This window comes from Streptomyces sp. NPDC005202 (assembly GCF_040608235.1).
Lineage (GTDB): Bacteria > Actinomycetota > Actinomycetes > Streptomycetales > Streptomycetaceae > Streptomyces.
In genome coordinates this window covers 47,421-61,804 of sequence record NZ_JBEXHW010000023.1, presented here as the reverse complement: position 1 = coordinate 61,804, position 14,384 = coordinate 47,421, and the positions used below count along the sequence as shown (strand labels likewise).

At 68.4% G+C, this 14,384-nt stretch carries 12 protein-coding genes and 1 pseudogene; 5 read left to right on the top strand and 8 right to left on the bottom strand.

The features are described from left to right. Position 1 precedes the first annotated feature (1 nt). From ABZV31_RS27010 to ABZV31_RS26995, 4 genes are all read right to left on the bottom strand, one after another. A complete protein-coding gene (locus ABZV31_RS27010) occupies positions 2–406 on the bottom strand; it encodes a TadE family protein (protein WP_355898742.1) in 405 nt (134 codons plus the stop codon). After that, the gene (locus tag ABZV31_RS27005; RefSeq protein ID WP_355898740.1) at positions 403–1,656 is read right to left on the bottom strand and encodes a P-loop NTPase; all 1,254 of its coding nucleotides are present in this window, start codon (positions 1,654–1,656) and stop codon (positions 403–405) included. The genes ABZV31_RS27010 and ABZV31_RS27005 overlap by 4 nt, the downstream gene beginning before the upstream one ends. Positions 1,657–1,665: 9 nt before the next feature. After that, positions 1,666–2,373 carry a Flp pilus assembly protein CpaB gene (cpaB, locus tag ABZV31_RS27000; protein WP_355898739.1) on the bottom strand — a complete coding sequence of 236 codons (708 nt, stop codon included), beginning with the start codon at positions 2,371–2,373 and terminating at the stop codon, positions 1,666–1,668. A gap of 114 nt (positions 2,374–2,487) precedes the next feature. After that, positions 2,488–3,330 (bottom strand): hypothetical protein, encoded by an 843-nt coding sequence (locus ABZV31_RS26995; protein ID WP_355898736.1) that lies wholly within the window; start codon positions 3,328–3,330, stop codon positions 2,488–2,490. A 331-nt stretch (positions 3,331–3,661) separates the two neighbouring features. Between ABZV31_RS26995 and ABZV31_RS26990 the strand changes: the two genes are divergently transcribed. From ABZV31_RS26990 to ABZV31_RS26970, 5 genes are all read left to right on the top strand, one after another. Next, on the top strand, positions 3,662–5,260 hold the full coding sequence (locus ABZV31_RS26990; RefSeq protein WP_355898733.1) for a hypothetical protein: 1,599 nt from the start codon (positions 3,662–3,664) through the stop codon (positions 5,258–5,260). Positions 5,261–5,342: 82 nt separating this feature from the next. After that, positions 5,343–5,900 (top strand): hypothetical protein, encoded by a 558-nt coding sequence (locus ABZV31_RS26985; RefSeq protein WP_355898730.1) that lies wholly within the window; start codon positions 5,343–5,345, stop codon positions 5,898–5,900. Between the two features lie 43 nt (positions 5,901–5,943). Then, positions 5,944–6,375, top strand: a complete 432-nt coding sequence (locus ABZV31_RS26980; RefSeq protein WP_355898727.1) for a DUF3592 domain-containing protein — start codon at positions 5,944–5,946, stop codon at positions 6,373–6,375. A gap of 69 nt (positions 6,376–6,444) precedes the next feature. Then, positions 6,445–6,894, top strand: a complete 450-nt coding sequence (locus ABZV31_RS26975) for a hypothetical protein (protein ID WP_355898725.1) — start codon at positions 6,445–6,447, stop codon at positions 6,892–6,894. 163 nt (positions 6,895–7,057) lie between these two features. Continuing rightward, positions 7,058–8,752, top strand: a complete 1,695-nt coding sequence (locus ABZV31_RS26970; RefSeq protein ID WP_355898722.1) for a glycoside hydrolase family 18 protein — start codon at positions 7,058–7,060, stop codon at positions 8,750–8,752. A gap of 62 nt (positions 8,753–8,814) precedes the next feature. Here ABZV31_RS26970 and ABZV31_RS26965 read toward each other — a convergent pair whose 3' ends face one another. From ABZV31_RS26965 to ABZV31_RS26950, 4 genes and pseudogenes are all read right to left on the bottom strand, one after another. Further along, positions 8,815–9,192: a hypothetical protein gene (locus ABZV31_RS26965; RefSeq protein ID WP_355898719.1), complete on the bottom strand. Its 378-nt coding sequence runs from the start codon at positions 9,190–9,192 to the stop codon at positions 8,815–8,817. 4 nt (positions 9,193–9,196) lie between these two features. After that, positions 9,197–13,926: pseudogene (locus ABZV31_RS26960) on the bottom strand (putative T7SS-secreted protein). Beyond that, entirely contained in the window at positions 13,926–14,195 is a 270-nt protein-coding gene (locus tag ABZV31_RS26955; RefSeq protein WP_355898717.1) for a hypothetical protein, read from the bottom strand. Before ABZV31_RS26955 ends, ABZV31_RS26960 begins: the two are co-directional and overlap by 1 nt. Further along, complete coding sequence (locus tag ABZV31_RS26950; RefSeq protein WP_355898714.1) at positions 14,123–14,362, bottom strand: hypothetical protein; 240 nt, start codon at positions 14,360–14,362, stop codon at positions 14,123–14,125. Before ABZV31_RS26950 ends, ABZV31_RS26955 begins: the two co-directional genes overlap by 73 nt. Between the last annotated feature and the right edge of the window lie 22 nt (positions 14,363–14,384).

Here is a 14,384-nt window from a genome sequence, read left to right as displayed (position 1 = left end):
CTCACTTCGCCTCCTCGACGGCGCCCGCGTGGCCCGTGATGCCCGGGAACGGGAAGCCGATCGACCCGGGGAAGAGGACGGGAACCTTCAGGCTGACGTCGGCCGTTACGTACCCGGGAGCCCCGGAGCCGCAGGAGACCTCGGCGTCCCCCCGCCAGGCCTCGGGCAGATCCGATGTCCCCTCCCGTTCGCACGCGGCCTGCCGGTCGCCCGTCGCCGCCGTCCCCGCCCGCACCGCCTCGTCAGCAGCATTCCCCGCAAGGGTGTACGTGTACCCCACCAGCACGAACTGCCACAGCAGTACCAGCGTGATGATGATCGTCGGCGTCATGCCGAGGAACTCGATGGAGACCTGGCCGCTGTCCCGGCCCAGGGCCCTCCGTAAGGCCGTTGTACGCACGTTCATCCCCCTCCCTCCCGCCGCCGCCGGAAGCTCACCGACCCCCGGTCGCCCCGCAACCTGCCGCTCTTCTGGGCCCCTTCGGGCACCTTGACGATGCCCAGTTCGCCCGCAAGGCCCCACAGGGCCTGTTTCACCACGCTCTTGCTGTCCAGCTCGTGGATGCGCCCGGCGTCCACCGCGCCCTGGAGTTCCTTGAAGTTGGCGGGGATGGCCGTGCCGGCCACCGCCGTGCCGGTGATCTTCTGGATGAGGGGCGGCTGGATCTCCGTACCGCGGGTGTGGCGGTTGACGACGATCGTCGTCTCCTCGGCCTTGCGGATCTGCAGCCGGTCCCACATCCGCACCGTCCGTTTGGCGGCGCGCACCGCGACCACGTCCGGGGTGGTGACGAGCAGCGCCGTGTCGGCCATTTCCACGGCGGCCGCGCCGGCGCCGCTCATCTGGGCGCCGCAGTCGAGGACGACGACCTCGTAGCGGGAGCGCAGGGCGCTGACGATCTGGCGGACGGCGCGGTCGGTGACCTCCTCGCCGCGTTCGCCCTCGCCGGGGGCGAGCAGCAGCGCGATCCCGGTGTCGTGGCGGAAGACGGCGTCGGCCAGGACGCGCGGCGAGATGTCCGTGATGGCGGCCAGGTCCACGACGGAGCGGCGGAACTGGACGTCGAGGTAGGAGGCGATGTCGCCGGTCTGGAGGTCCATGTCGACCAGGGCCGTGCTGTGGCCGGACGCCTGCGCGGCGAGGGCGAGCTGTATCGCGGCGAGAGTGGCACCCACACCCCCCTTGGCCCCGCTCACTGTCACCACCCGGCCGCCGACGCCGGTGAACACGTCGCCGCCGTGACCGAGATGGCGCCGCACGCCCACCGACCACTGGGCGACCGCCTGGACGCGGCTGACCAGTTCCTCGTAGCTCAGGGGCAGGGCCACCAGGCCCCGCGCCCCGGAGTCCATGGCGGCCGAGAACAGGCCGGGGCTGGCGTCGGAGGTGATGAGGATGACGCCGACGGCCGGGAAGCGCAGGGCGACCTCGCGGATCAGCTCCAGGGCCGGGACCGGGCCGATCCGCTCGTGCACCACCACGACCTCGGGCAGCTCGTCGACGGACTCGGCGGCCAGGCGCGCGAGGGTGTCGATGAGCTGGGTCGAGTCGGCGACGGGGGTCACCGGCTCGGCGTCGGGGAGCTGGCTGAGCAGGGTCGTGATGGACCGGATGGCGTCCGCGTCACCGACTGCCGGGAGGATCCTGGTGGGCATGCGGGCCTCTCACTTGTCGTTCGCGAGTTCGTAGGTCCGGTCCTTGGCCGGGACGCTGGTGTCGCTGCCCGGCGCGACCAGCGCGAGGCGGACCCGCTGGGCGAACGACTCGGCGTAGGTGATGCGCTGGGCGTCGATGGTGGACAGCGCGAAGGTGATCGGGACGGCGTCGGTGGGCTGCTGGTTCTTGTTGTTGGCGTCGGGTTCCAGCGCGGTGATCCGGCCGACGTCGAGGACCTTGGCGTTGGTTACAATGATCTTGGACTGAGCGGGGTCACCCTCACGCTGTCCGTCGAAGGTGGCATACACGTTGACCGTGGAGCCCGGCGTGATCTTGCCGGCCACGCCGGTCGCCGCATCGATCATGATGGCGACCTCCTGCTGCCCCGGCTGCAGAGCGGGCTGGTTCACGATCATGTCGCTCTGCAGCAGGGAGCCCTTGCGCAGCGTCGTGACCGCGATCTTGCCCTGGATCTGGGAGAGGTCGGTGACGGCGTTGGACGACAGCCACCGCCTGGGCATCTTGATCTTCTCGAACTGGCCCGTGTTCAGCGTCGTGTAGGGCGCCACGTTGGTCCGCAACTGGTACGCGGTGACCTCGGGGCCGACCTTGGACTTGACGTCGCTGATGACGGAGAGCACGCCCGCGAACGCGCCGAGGGCGCAGATGACGGACAGGAGCAGGAGTATCACGCCGCGGCGCTGACGGGAGTTCATGAGCCGTACAACCTCATTGGGGATATCGGTCGGGCGGGATCGAATGGTGTGAGCGGTGGTCGGGAAGTGGCTCTCCGTTGCGGGGGTCCTGGCGAGCGCTCCGTCGTTCAGGACTCACCCGGCGGGTGTGTGGTTCTCGTGGACGGGCGGGGTGGCGGAGCAGAAGACGCAGCGGTCTCCGATGACGTCGATGCCGCACCAGTGGCAGGTGCCCTGGCGCACCGAGGTGACCAGTTGGTAGAGGACCGACAGGTCGGGCAGGTAGGTGCAGAACTCGATCAGTTTTCCGGTGCCCCACCAGCTCGCGGACTCGGCGGGCAGCGCGGCCTCGCGCAGACCGAGCACGTTCCACGCCTGGGCGAGGGTTCCGGTGACCCAGTCGGACTGGAGCTGGCCCTTGGCGACCAGCATCCAGGTGCCGAACTCCGGCCCCGCCAGGGTGGCTTCGGGGCCGATCCGCACCAGTTGCGGCTCGGGGTGGGCGATCACCCCGAACTGGCTGCCGGGTACCCAGGACTTGGCGTGCGCCTTGAGGCCGACGGGGACGCGGTCGAGGCGGGTTACGGAGTTGAGGACGGCGCCGGAGTGGATGTAGTGGGTGAGCAGCCGGCCCGCCGAGGCGAGCACGCCGGGGCTGAGGTCGCAGGAGGCGAGCTGCCGCAACTGGCGGGCCAGGACGGCCAGTCCGAGCGGCGGTAATTCCGGGCGGAACAGGGCGATCCGGTCGCTCTCCAGCAGGGACCGGATGGTGTGCAGCCGCCGCTGCACACCCCTGGGGACGGCCTGGGAGCACACGACGATCACGTATCCGTGCTGGTCGATCAGCGTCTGCATCCCGGCCAGCGCCTGCTCGAGCGGCTGTCGGTCCAGGTCCTGCAGGACGACGGCGGACACGGTCCGCTCGTCCTGTGCGGGCAGCGCCATGTCGGCGCTGGTCACAGCAATGGCAGTTGGCACGCGCAGCTCCCCGTTTCACGCCTGTCGGCCCACCGTCGTTTTCTCCGGTACGCCGAGTCGACTTCACTGCGTGACTACCTCAGCACTGTATCCACGCCTCTGTGACCGGAGAACAGCGATTCCGTAGCTGTGCAGCAACTGTCATTGCACAAGTCATTTCAAAGCGGGGCAGGTTGAGCATCCCGTCCGGGCCCAAAGACATGGGCCCTGTACACCCCGGGGGACTGTGGGCCTCCGTTTGGGCCCTCGGGCCCACGCCTCCCGACGGCACCCGCTCCTACCCTCACCGTCCACACAGGTGCTGTTGCCACTGGGCGAGGAGGGGTGCCGTATGGCTCGCGGGGGCGGCATACGGACGTACGGAAACGGTACGTACAACCGTATGCACGGGCCGGCGCACGGCCGCACGTACCGACTCGACGACCGGGGCGCGACGGGGACCGAGTACCTCGGGATGGTCGTGGTCACCGTTGCGATCGTGCTGGGCATTTCCGCCACTGGCATCGGCCGGACCATCTACGACAGGATCTCCGCGGAGATCTGCAAGGTCACCGGCGGCGGCAACTGCGGCACCGGGAACAACCAGGCGGGCAAGCCGCTGACCGACGCCGACTTCGAGCCGGCGCTGTGCCAGGTCTCGACGGTCACCGACAAGGCGGGCTCCAAGGCGAAGATCCTGTTCTGGGAGATCGGCAAGGAGTACGGCTTCCAGGAACAGCACCTCAAGGCCAAGACGGACGTCAACCACGACGGCAAGGTCGACGACAAGGACGAACTCGTCTACCTCACCTTCACGGACGCGGCCTCCGTCGGTGCGAAGAAGGACTTCAAGCCCGGGATGAAGGTCGGCAAGTTCGGCATGGACAAGGTGGAGCTCGGCGCCGGAATCAAGGTCACCAACGGCGACACCTGGGTCTTCGAGAGCCCCGAGGAGGCCCAGAAGTTCCGCGACGACATCGAGAAGCTGCAGATGTACCAGATGCGGCGCGAGTCGCCGGGCGGTGCGGACGCCAGCCTCGGCGACAGCATCCTCTATCTCTTCGGGACCGGGCCCCTGAAGGACGAGGAGGACACGGAGAAACGAGTGAAGGACCATCTCGGCGACAACCGGAAGATCACCTACGGCAAGGTGGGGCTGGAGGCCTCCGCGGCCGGCGGCCTGAAGATCTCGGCGGGTGACGAGAAGAAGCTGAGCGCCACGCTCGGCGGCAGCTTCAAGTACTCCCCCGAGGTCACCTGGACCGACAACGCCTACAAGAACACCAAGTCGTACACGTACTCCTCGTCCATCGAGTACGGCACGAAGGTCGGCTACGAGGCGGGCCCGCTCAGCGGCGACGCCTCCGCCTCCACCACCCAGACCGGCACCATCACCGTCACCTACGACAAGACGACCGGCAAGCTGGTCCGCATCGACATGACCCGCACCGTCGAGCAGGGCGGCCAGAAGGACGGCGCCAAGGTCGGCGGCGACAACGGCAAGTCCGGCAACGACAAACGCGGCGGCGGCGTCAACGAGAAGGGCACCGAGAACACCACCGGCATCCAGGTCGTGACCAACTCCGTCAGCTTCGACCCGGGCCCCGAGGGCGACCACGACCGGGCCATCGCCGAGCAGTGGCTGGACAGCAACAACGAACAGGTCGCCACGCCCTTCCAGTACATGTTCGACGACCACGCCCCGACCAAGCGGCCCGGCGGCGACGACCCCTTCGGACAGCTGATGTTCAACAAGGGCAAGTCCAACAGGATGACGTACACCGGCCAGGTGAACGCCGCCGAGTACGGCTTCGAGCTGAACCTCGGGCTCAGCCTCGGCATGTCGATCAGCACGGAGAAGAAGTCGGAGACGCTGACGAACGCGCAGTTTCTGGGTGCCCCGCAGGGTGACAGCCGCTCGTACGTCCCCTACAGCTACTGTGCGAACTGATCGGGATCGGGGAAGAGTCATGCGAACCGACCGCCGCCGACGGGAGCCGACGCCGATGAAAACCCACCGTACGTCCGGGGCCGTGACCGTGGCCGCAGGCCTGCTGACCGCCGCCGCCCTGACCCTGTCCGCCTGTGGAAAGGGCGCCTCGGACACCGCCTCCGTGCCCGACGGCTGGGGGACGCTGAAGACGAAGGGCGTCTCGGTGTCGTACCCCAAGGGCCCCACGGGCTACGTCGAGCAGAGCGCCGCCGAACGCAGCAGGTACAACGCCGCGGCGGCGGTGCGCAAGCAGGGCGGCAGGACCGTCTCGACCATCACCGTGCAACTGGACTTCACCCAGGCGGACTCGGCCGAGCAGGCCGCCATCGCCGCCGAGGCGGGCATCCAGATGGGCGCGAGCGTCAAGGGCGAGAAGAACGTGAAGCCGGCCGGCACCGACGAGGCCAAACGGATCGACTTCACCTTCAAGTCGACCGGCGAGGCCGGCAATCCCCCCAAGGGCACGCCGATCAAGGGCGTGATCCTGACGGGCCTGGACTCCTCCGGCACGACCTTCGCGGTCCGCATCGACGCGGCCCGGGGCACGTTGTCGGACGGCGACCTGAAGAAGATCACCGACTCGGTCGAGGTGCACTAGCCGTGGAGAGGCACCCGGTCACGGCCATGAAGGTGGGACGACGATGAAGGTCCCGGGCGCCGGGTACGTCGTCCTCGCCCTGCTGGTCGCCTTCTTCGGCGCGCTGTCGTGGAAGTACGCAAGGCGCCTGCTGACGGTGGCGCGTGTGCTGCGGCGCGGCGTCCGCACGGGCGGCGAGTGCGTCCGCGTCGAAACCGAGCCGTACAACCGCTCCGACGCCGCCCGCCACTACTTCGCCTTCCATACCGCGGACGGCACACAGGTCGAGTTCGAGGACCTGGCGAGCTGGTCGATGAAGGAGGGCACTTGGGTCACCGTCACCTACGACCCCCGCGATCCGCAGGGGACGGCGACCGTCGCGGGCCGGGGCAGCTGGTCCCCGGTCCTGCAGGCCCTGGCGCTGACCGCGGGCTGCGGTCTGGCGGCGCTGGGTTTCACGACGTTGCTGCTCTACCAGGTCTTGGGAGGCACATGATGCAGATCTGGGGGAGACACGTGATGCAGGTCTTGGGAGGCACGTGATGCGGATCTGGGGAGGCAAGTGATGCCGCGCTACGACGGCTACGGTGCTCCCACCGCCGACACCACCCCCGCTCCCCTGCTGTCCCTCGTCCGGTCGTGGGCGGCGGGCGTGGTCGTCCTCGTCGTCACCGAGTACCTCCAGATGACGCTGCTGTACGGGCACCTGGTCGGCCCGCGGGGCGTCGGCTCGTTCGGGGCGGCGCTGGCGCTGGTCCACCTGCCGAACCTGGTCTGCGTGGTGCTGGCCACCTGGGCGGCGGCGCGGGCGCACCCCGAGCCCTGGCGGGAGATGCCGGTAGGGCACGCGGTGGCAGCGTGCGCGGTCCCGGCGGCGGCGCAGGTGCTGACGCTGTCACTGCGCTGGGACCGGACGGGGTTCACGTCGCTCGCGTTCTGGATGTCGACGGGCGTGCTGCTGGCGGGATGTGCCATGGGTCTGCTGCTCGACAGGTGGCGGGAGACGCGGGCGTAAAGGGCGTATGGGGGCAAGGGGTTGAGGACCGGGAGCCCAGTTGGTCTGGACCTCTTGACAGAGGCAATTGGTCTGGACCAACTTGTACGGCTAAGCGGTGGCCACCGTCTTCCTGCCCCTCCCCTCTCCCCCACCGGAGGCCCCAGTGGACCGCGCACCAGGCATGCCCAGACGCAGACGGCTTCTGCGCATCTGGTCGGGAGCCGTCACCGCAGCCCTCGCCCTCTCCTTCGCGAGCACCGGCCAGGCGCAGGCGGCGGACGTCAACAACGCCAAGAACGCCGGCTTCGAGTCGGGTCTGGACAACTGGACCTGCTCCGCGAACAGCGGTACGACCGTCTCCTCGCCGGTGCACGGCGGCTCGGCCGCGCTCAAGGCGACGCCGGCCGGGCAGGACAACGCCCAGTGCACCCAGACGGTGGCGGTCAAGCCGAACTCGACGTACACGCTGAGCGCGTGGGTGCAGGGCGGGTACACCTACCTGGGCGCGACCGGCACGGGCACGACGGACGTGTCGACGTGGACGCCGGACACGACGGCGTGGAAGCAACTGTCGACCACCTTCACCACCGGCGCGTCGACGACGTCGGTGACGGTGTATCTGCACGGCTGGTACGGCCAGGCGGCGTACTACGCGGACGACGTCTCGGTCTTCGGCCCCGACGGGGGCGGCAGCGGTGACCCGACCCCGACGGTCCCGTCGGCACCGGGCGGCCTCACGGTCACGGGCACCACGTCGTCGGCGGTGTCCTTGGCCTGGAACGCGGTGTCGGGCGCGACGGGCTACAACGTCTACCGCGACGGCACCAAGGTGACAGCGGTGACGGGCACGACTGCGACGGTGACGGGCCTTGCGGCCTCCACGACGTACTCCTTCCAAGTCACGGCGACGAACGCGGCCGGCGAGTCGCCGAAGTCGGCGACGGTGACGGGCACGACGACGGCGTCCGGGGGCGGCGGAGGCGGCACCGGCCTGCCGAAGCACGCCGTGACGGGCTACTGGCAGAACTTCAACAACGGCGCGACGGTCCAGAAGATCTCGGACGTGCCGTCGTCGTACGACATCATCGCGGTGGCCTTCGCCGACGCGACGACCACGCCGGGCGCGGTCTCCTTCACGCTGGACTCCTCGGGCCTGGGCGGCTACACGGTGGACCAGTTCAAGGCGGACATCAGGGCGAAGCAGGCGGCCGGCAAGAAGGTCATCATCTCCGTCGGCGGCCAGAACGGCACGGTGTCGATCAACGACTCCACGTCGGCGGCGAACTTCGCGAACTCGGTCTACTCCCTGATGCAGACGTACGGCTTCGACGGCGTCGACATCGACCTGGAGAACGGCATCAACGCCACGTACATGACGCAGGCGCTGAGGGCTCTGTCAGCGAAAGCGGGCTCGTCACTGATCATCACCATGGCCCCGCAGACGATCGACATGCAGTCGACGTCGAACGGCTACTTCCAGACGGCCCTGAACATCAAAAACATCCTCACGGTCGTCAACATGCAGTACTACAACAGCGGTTCGATGCTGGGCTGCGACGGCAAGGTCTACAGCCAGGGCACGGTGGACTTCCTGACGGCCCTGGCCTGCATCCAGCTGGAGGGCGGCCTGTCCCCGTCCCAGGTCGGCCTCGGCCTCCCGGCCTCCACGAGCGCGGCAGGCAGCGGCTACGTGTCGCCTTCCGTGGTGAACAACGCCCTGGACTGCCTGACGAAGGCCACGGGTTGCGGCACCTTCAAGCCGTCGAAGACGTACCCCGACCTGCGGGGCGCGATGACGTGGTCGACGAACTGGGACGCGGCATCGGGGAACGCGTGGTCGAACACGGTGGGGGCACACGTGCACGCGCTGCCGTGAGCCGAACGCTGACTTGATGTCGGTGCGGCGCCTGGCAGACGGCGTCGCACTGACAAGCCAATTCAAACTGCTCCCAGAGCCGCGACACAGAATTCCTCGGGCGGCAAATAGGCGTGATCCTCGACGTAGTGAACGATCATTGTCGGAGCCGCGTAAACAATTCCGCTGTCACTTGTCACGCGGATCTCCCCACTTCCGATGAACACATCACCACGAGAAGTGTGCGCCCTGGCCGTCTGAAAATCCGGGCACAGATTGCAGAAATGCATTCCACGTTGCACATTCACCGCTTCGCGAGCCAGTCGCACCAGAGCCTCCACGAGCCCCTCCGGAGCAGTTCCGGTGGTATACGGATGCTCACGAGAGAGCCAACCCACGGTCAGCATTTCCCGGTCCGCTGTGTCATAGGTGTACGGGCTGAGGTCGGGGTAGTACGCCATCGTCTCACCAAGGCTTCACGTGCTCGCGACAGATCAGGACATGAACCGCCCCCATCCTATCGGTGACTATCTCACTGAGTCGCGTCGCTGTGTTCACGGTAATCGACTTACTACTGATCATGAGGTTCTTCGGAATATCTACCGTGTAGTCTGGCAGCTTTTTCCCTGGGCCGAACGTCTCCACCGGCGCATGATTGGCACCGGTCTCGATCTCGTGAGCGAAGGCATCGTTCAGACGCTTCCCATCTTCCACATAGAACTTGAGCCAGGTTCCGGGCGGTACGGTCATCTCTCCTGCGCCGAACTCGTAATAACCATGTCCGGAGATCACTTTTGAATTGTCGGTCCTCCCTTTCTGGGTTACACTCTTCGCCCATTCGTGCCCCTCTCCAACACCGTGGGTGGGTTGCGCTCGCCGGTCCTGCTCTGCCGGGCAGGGCGACAGGCCATGAGGGTCGGTCCACACCATCGGGTTCTGGACGTATGCATCCGGGTTGGGTGCCGGTTCCAGCCCTAGTGGGTCGGGGGTGATGTAGCGGGCGGTTTCGGGGTCGTAGTGGCGGAAGTAGTTGTAGTGGAGGCCTGTTTCGGGGTCGTAGTACTGGCCGGGGAAGCGTAGGGGGTATAGGTCGTGCTGTTCGCGGCCCAGGCTGTTGTGCCCCACAGGGTGCTGCGGGTGCGCCAGGCGATGTCGCCGTCTTCGTCGATGAGTTCGCTCGCGGTGCCGACGAGGTCGGTGACGATGGCGAAGAAGCGGGAATCGATCTCCTGCTGCGGTGCGTCGGCTGCCGGGGTGATGCGTTCGGTTTGGGCGATGGGGTGCAGGCCCTGGTGGTCCCAGGTGAGGGTGACCGGGTGCGGCAGATCCGGGGACGTCGTCGTCTGCTCGCACAGCGTCGTGCCGTCCCAGGTGAAGTCGACCCGTTCGACGACCGTTTCGCCGTCCGGGGCCAGGCGGAGTTTCGCGGTGCGGCGGCCCAGCGGGTCGTAGGTGTAGCGCCACCGCGTGCCATCGGGTGTCACGACTGACGTCAGGCGGTCCTCGGCGTCCCATTCGTAGCGCCAGGTGTCCGGTTTGCGGGACAGGCGGGTCTTCTGGCGCAGAATGATGCGGCCCAGGGCGTCGTGTTCGTAGCGGACGTTGCCCGCGCGGGTGATGCGGGTGCCGGTGTACGTGCGCTCGCCTGTCGCCTCCTGGCCGGGGTGGCCCGCCGGCCAGAAAGCGTGTGTCTGGTTGCCCGCAGCGTCGTAGGCGTACGTCTCCGTCCAGTGCGCCGCGTGCACCGCGGTCACCCGGCCCGCCGCGTCCAGCTCGAAGCGGCGTGAGCCGGAGAGACGGTCGTCCACGCCGATCAGGTTGCCGTCGGCGCGGTAGGTGTACGTGCGGTGCTGGACTATACGGCCGCGTGCGCCCGTCACCGACTGGGTCGTCAGGCGGCCGAGCGCGTCGAAGGCGTGCTCCAGGGTGACCGTCTCGCCGATGCGGCGGGCCAGTTCGCGGCCCGCCGCATCGTAGGCGAAGTCGATGGTGCGCCCGAGGCCGTCATGCCGGTGCGGCGCCCGGCCGCGTCGTACGACCATGTCGTCGTCGCACCCGTCGGTGTCGTACGGCCCGTGCGGCGGCCCAACTCGTCGTAGGTGTACGTCAGCTCGTGTCCGTTGACGCTCTCCGACCGCACGCGGCCGTAACGGTCGCGCAGCACCGTCAACGTCGTGCCGTCCGGGCCCGTTGCCTGCGCCAACGCGTCCGTCAGGTCGTAGGCGTACGTCGTGACCTGGCCGACCGCGTCCTTGCGTACCACCTGGCCGAGCTCGTTGCGCTCGAACGTCACCACCTGGCCGAGCGCGTTGGTGCGGGACGTCAGGCGGCCTGCCGGGTCGTGCGTGTACGTCAGGGTGCGGTCGTCGAAGTCCGTTTCCGCGATCAGGCGTCCAGCCGGGTCGTACTCGTAACTCCACGTCAGGCCCAGCGGGTTGGTGACCTTCGTCAGGCGCAGCTCGGTGTCGTGCTCGAACTCGTAGCGCACCCCGTCCGGGCCCGTGCGGGCCGTGAGCAGGTCGAAATGGGTGTACTCGAAGCGCGAGACGCCGCCCATCGGGTCGGTGTGGCTGGTGCAGTTGCCCTCGCCGTCGTATGTCCAGGACTCGGTGGTGCCGTCGGGGGCCGTGCGGCGGGCCAGGTGGCCTTCGACCGTCCACTCCAGGCGGGTCACCGCGCCCAAGGGGTCCGTGATCGCGACCGGCCGACCGAAGGCGTCCCGCTCGTACGTCGTCGTCGCGCCGAGCGGGTCCGTGATCGAGACGGGCAGCCCGGCCCGGTCGCAGCGGACCGTGGTCGTGTGGCCCAGAGGATCGGTGACGGCCGTGAGGTGGCCCGCCTCGTCGTACGTGAAGTGGGTCGTCTTGCCTGCCGGGTCGGTGACCGACGTTCTGTTGCCGCGGCCGTCGTACGTCTGGTGCCAGACCGTGCCGTCCGGGTTCACCACCTTCACCGGCAGGCCGAGGTCGTTGTACTCGGCCTTCGCCTCGCGCCCGTCCGGGCGGGTCAGGGTGACCAGGTTCCCCGCCTCGTCGTAGCGGAACGACGTCGTGTGACCGAGGGGATCCGTCTGGGAGAGCAGGCGGTTGTAGCGGTCGCGCTGGTAGCGGGTGACCGCGCCGACCGGGTCGATCTCGGCGACCACCTGCCAGGCGTCGTTGATGAGGAACCGGCGCGTGTGGCCCTCGGCAGTCGTCGTGGTGGTGACCCGCAGGCCAGTGTCCGCGTCGGTCCCGTCATACGTGACGCGCAGGCTCATGTGGCCCGCCGAGCCGCCCTCCGCGAGACACCGGTCCTGATCGTCGTATTCGTAGGTGTAGCTGCGGTCGTTCGTGTCCGTCCACGATGTGACGCGGCCCGCCTCGTCGTACGTGAAACGCAGCGGCAGACCCGAGGAGTTGATGACCTCGGTCAGGTTGCCGTCCGTATAGCCGTAGCGTTTGAGTTCCTGGCCGGTCGCGGCCAGGTGCAGTGCCGTCACACAGCCGTCGGCCGTGGTGATCCGGACCTCGTAGCCGCCGCTGGATGCGATGGCCAGCGGGGTGCCGTCGGCGTCGTACTCGAAGGTGATCCAGTTGCCGTTGCGGTCGTCGATCTGGTCCAGGACAGCCAGGTCGTCACCGCGGTCGGAGAAGTGCCAGACACGTCGCGTCTGCGGGTCGGTGACCGTGTAGCCGCCGTCCTCGCGGTCCAGCGGCCAGCGTGGGCCGTGGCTGGGGAGGGTGGGCAGGCCGGGTGCCGGGTGCGGGTAGGCGAGGAGCAGGCCGTCCTCGGTGACGAAGACGACGCCCTCGGAGTCGATTTCCAGGCGCTGGTCGAGAGTCGAGGACCAGGAGGGTCCGAACCAGTGGCCCAGGTGGTAGCCGGACTCCACCCGTCGTTTGATCACCAGCGGCAGGGCGCCGGGGAGGGCGACGTCCGTTTGCGGCAGGTACATCTTGCCGGTGGCGAGGTCGATGGGATCGGTGCCTCGGCACACCCTGGAATCTTCGGTGTGGGAGACGCTGCTCGCGTCCTCTTCGACAGTCCTACGGGCCGCCCTCTGTGCCGCTGACTCCGCGGCCTCCTCCATCCCCTCTTTGACCGCGGCGCGCACCCCGCCCCCGGGCCAGCCCCAGCCCCTTGCTGCCGACGAACTCGGGGAGCATGCGGCCGAAGCCCTCGGCGGGGTCCTTCTTGAAGTCGTCCCAGGCGGACTTGATCGCGCGCTCGGGGTGGGCGGCCGTCGAGACGAGCCCCGACAGGGTCATGCTGCAGTTCTGGGCGAACTGGGCCGGGTGCGTGAGGTTGTAGGGGTCCATCGGGTTCAGGCCGCGGGCGAAGTTGACCAGGCCTGCGGTGCCCTTGATCACCCCACCAACGACGTGGGTGAGCTCGGTGTTCAGCGCGCCGAAACCGTCGACCGCGTCGGCTTTCAGCCGGGCGAGCGGCGGGGGTTCGGCTGGTGCGTGTGCCAGGGCGGCGCGTACGGAGTCCTCGGCGGTGCGGGCGGCGGCGTTGCGCTGGCGACGCGCCTCGTCGAGGATCTCGTGGGCCCGCTTGATGTCGGCGTCGCCGGGGTCCTTGGCGGGCTCCGGGCGCGGGCCGGGATCCTTGTCCGCCTTGATCGCCGCCTCGTAGGCGTCGACGCGCTCCTTGTACGCCGCGGCGGCTTCGTGGGATGCGTTCTTCCCCTGCTTGTAGAGACGTATCGCCTCCTTCGCCTGCCCCTGCGCCCACTGGACCGTGTCGGCATATGTCTCCAGCGCCTTGGCCGCCTTGTCGCAGGCGTCCGCCGCGTGCAGCCACTTGGTGGGGTGCATGGCGAACTTCTCGCGGAAGGTGTCGGCGGCCTCGCCCTTCCAGTGGGAGGAGTCCAGCTTCCGCATGCCCTGGCCGACCTTGTCGAAGGCCGCGTGGAAGTCCTTGAGGTGCTTGGCGCCGGCCCGGATGGCCCCCGGGTTGCCATGGATGAGGTCGTGGGGCTGTTCGGTCTCGCCGAGTTGCTGCTCGCCCGGCGTGGCGCCGAGGTCGGAGGCGACGCTGTCGCCGAGGTCCTCGACCCTGTCGGCCCAGTCGTGGGCTCCGACCTTGTCCAAGGTCTCACCGACGAAGTCGGTGCCCTTGTCGATGCCCTCGCCGGCGAGTTTCTTGCCCGCGTTCCAGCCGTCCTCGACTTTGTCCAGGCCGGAGTCGACGAGATCCCCGAGGCCCATCAGCCGGCGCCCCCGCCCTGCTGTTCGGCAGCCCGCGCCCGTTCTTCGGGCGACGGCCCGAACATCTTGTCCAGCATGGCCTCGTACTGCTCGTCACTCATACCGGAGAGCTGCTGGGGATTCACCGGAATGGGAACCCCACCGACGAAGGAGTTCGAGGTCATCATGTCGCGCCCCGCGTCCTTCCAGCCCTGCTTCATGTTGTCCCACGCCTGCTCGGCGGACTCCCTGCTGTAGTCGGCGTGCGCGTAGGCGGTGTTGTGGTCCACCAACTCATGTTCGTGATGTCGTCCTCGGACGCGTAGGGGTTGCCCATCAGCGAGTTGGCGGCCACCTTGAAGGCGCCCTCGACGTACTGGTCCGTCTCGTGGAGCGTTCCGGCGGAGAGGCCCACGCCGGCCGCGAAGTTGTTGCCCTCGACGATCAGGGCGCGCACGCCCCACTCCCAGCGCTCGTTT

Coding starts and splice junctions, on each gene's coding strand:
- ABZV31_RS27010 (WP_355898742.1), bottom strand. CDS start 406: ATGAACGTGCGTACAACGGCCTTACGGAGGGCCCTGGGCCGGGACAGC.
- ABZV31_RS27005 (WP_355898740.1), bottom strand. CDS start 1,656: ATGCCCACCAGGATCCTCCCGGCAGTCGGTGACGCGGACGCCATCCGG.
- ABZV31_RS26990 (WP_355898733.1), top strand. CDS start 3,662: ATGGCTCGCGGGGGCGGCATACGGACGTACGGAAACGGTACGTACAAC.
- ABZV31_RS26980 (WP_355898727.1), top strand. CDS start 5,944: ATGAAGGTCCCGGGCGCCGGGTACGTCGTCCTCGCCCTGCTGGTCGCC.
- ABZV31_RS26975 (WP_355898725.1), top strand. CDS start 6,445: ATGCCGCGCTACGACGGCTACGGTGCTCCCACCGCCGACACCACCCCC.
- cpaB (WP_355898739.1), bottom strand. CDS start 2,373: ATGAACTCCCGTCAGCGCCGCGGCGTGATACTCCTGCTCCTGTCCGTC.
- ABZV31_RS26970 (WP_355898722.1), top strand. CDS start 7,058: ATGCCCAGACGCAGACGGCTTCTGCGCATCTGGTCGGGAGCCGTCACC.
- ABZV31_RS26965 (WP_355898719.1), bottom strand. CDS start 9,192: ATGGCGTACTACCCCGACCTCAGCCCGTACACCTATGACACAGCGGAC.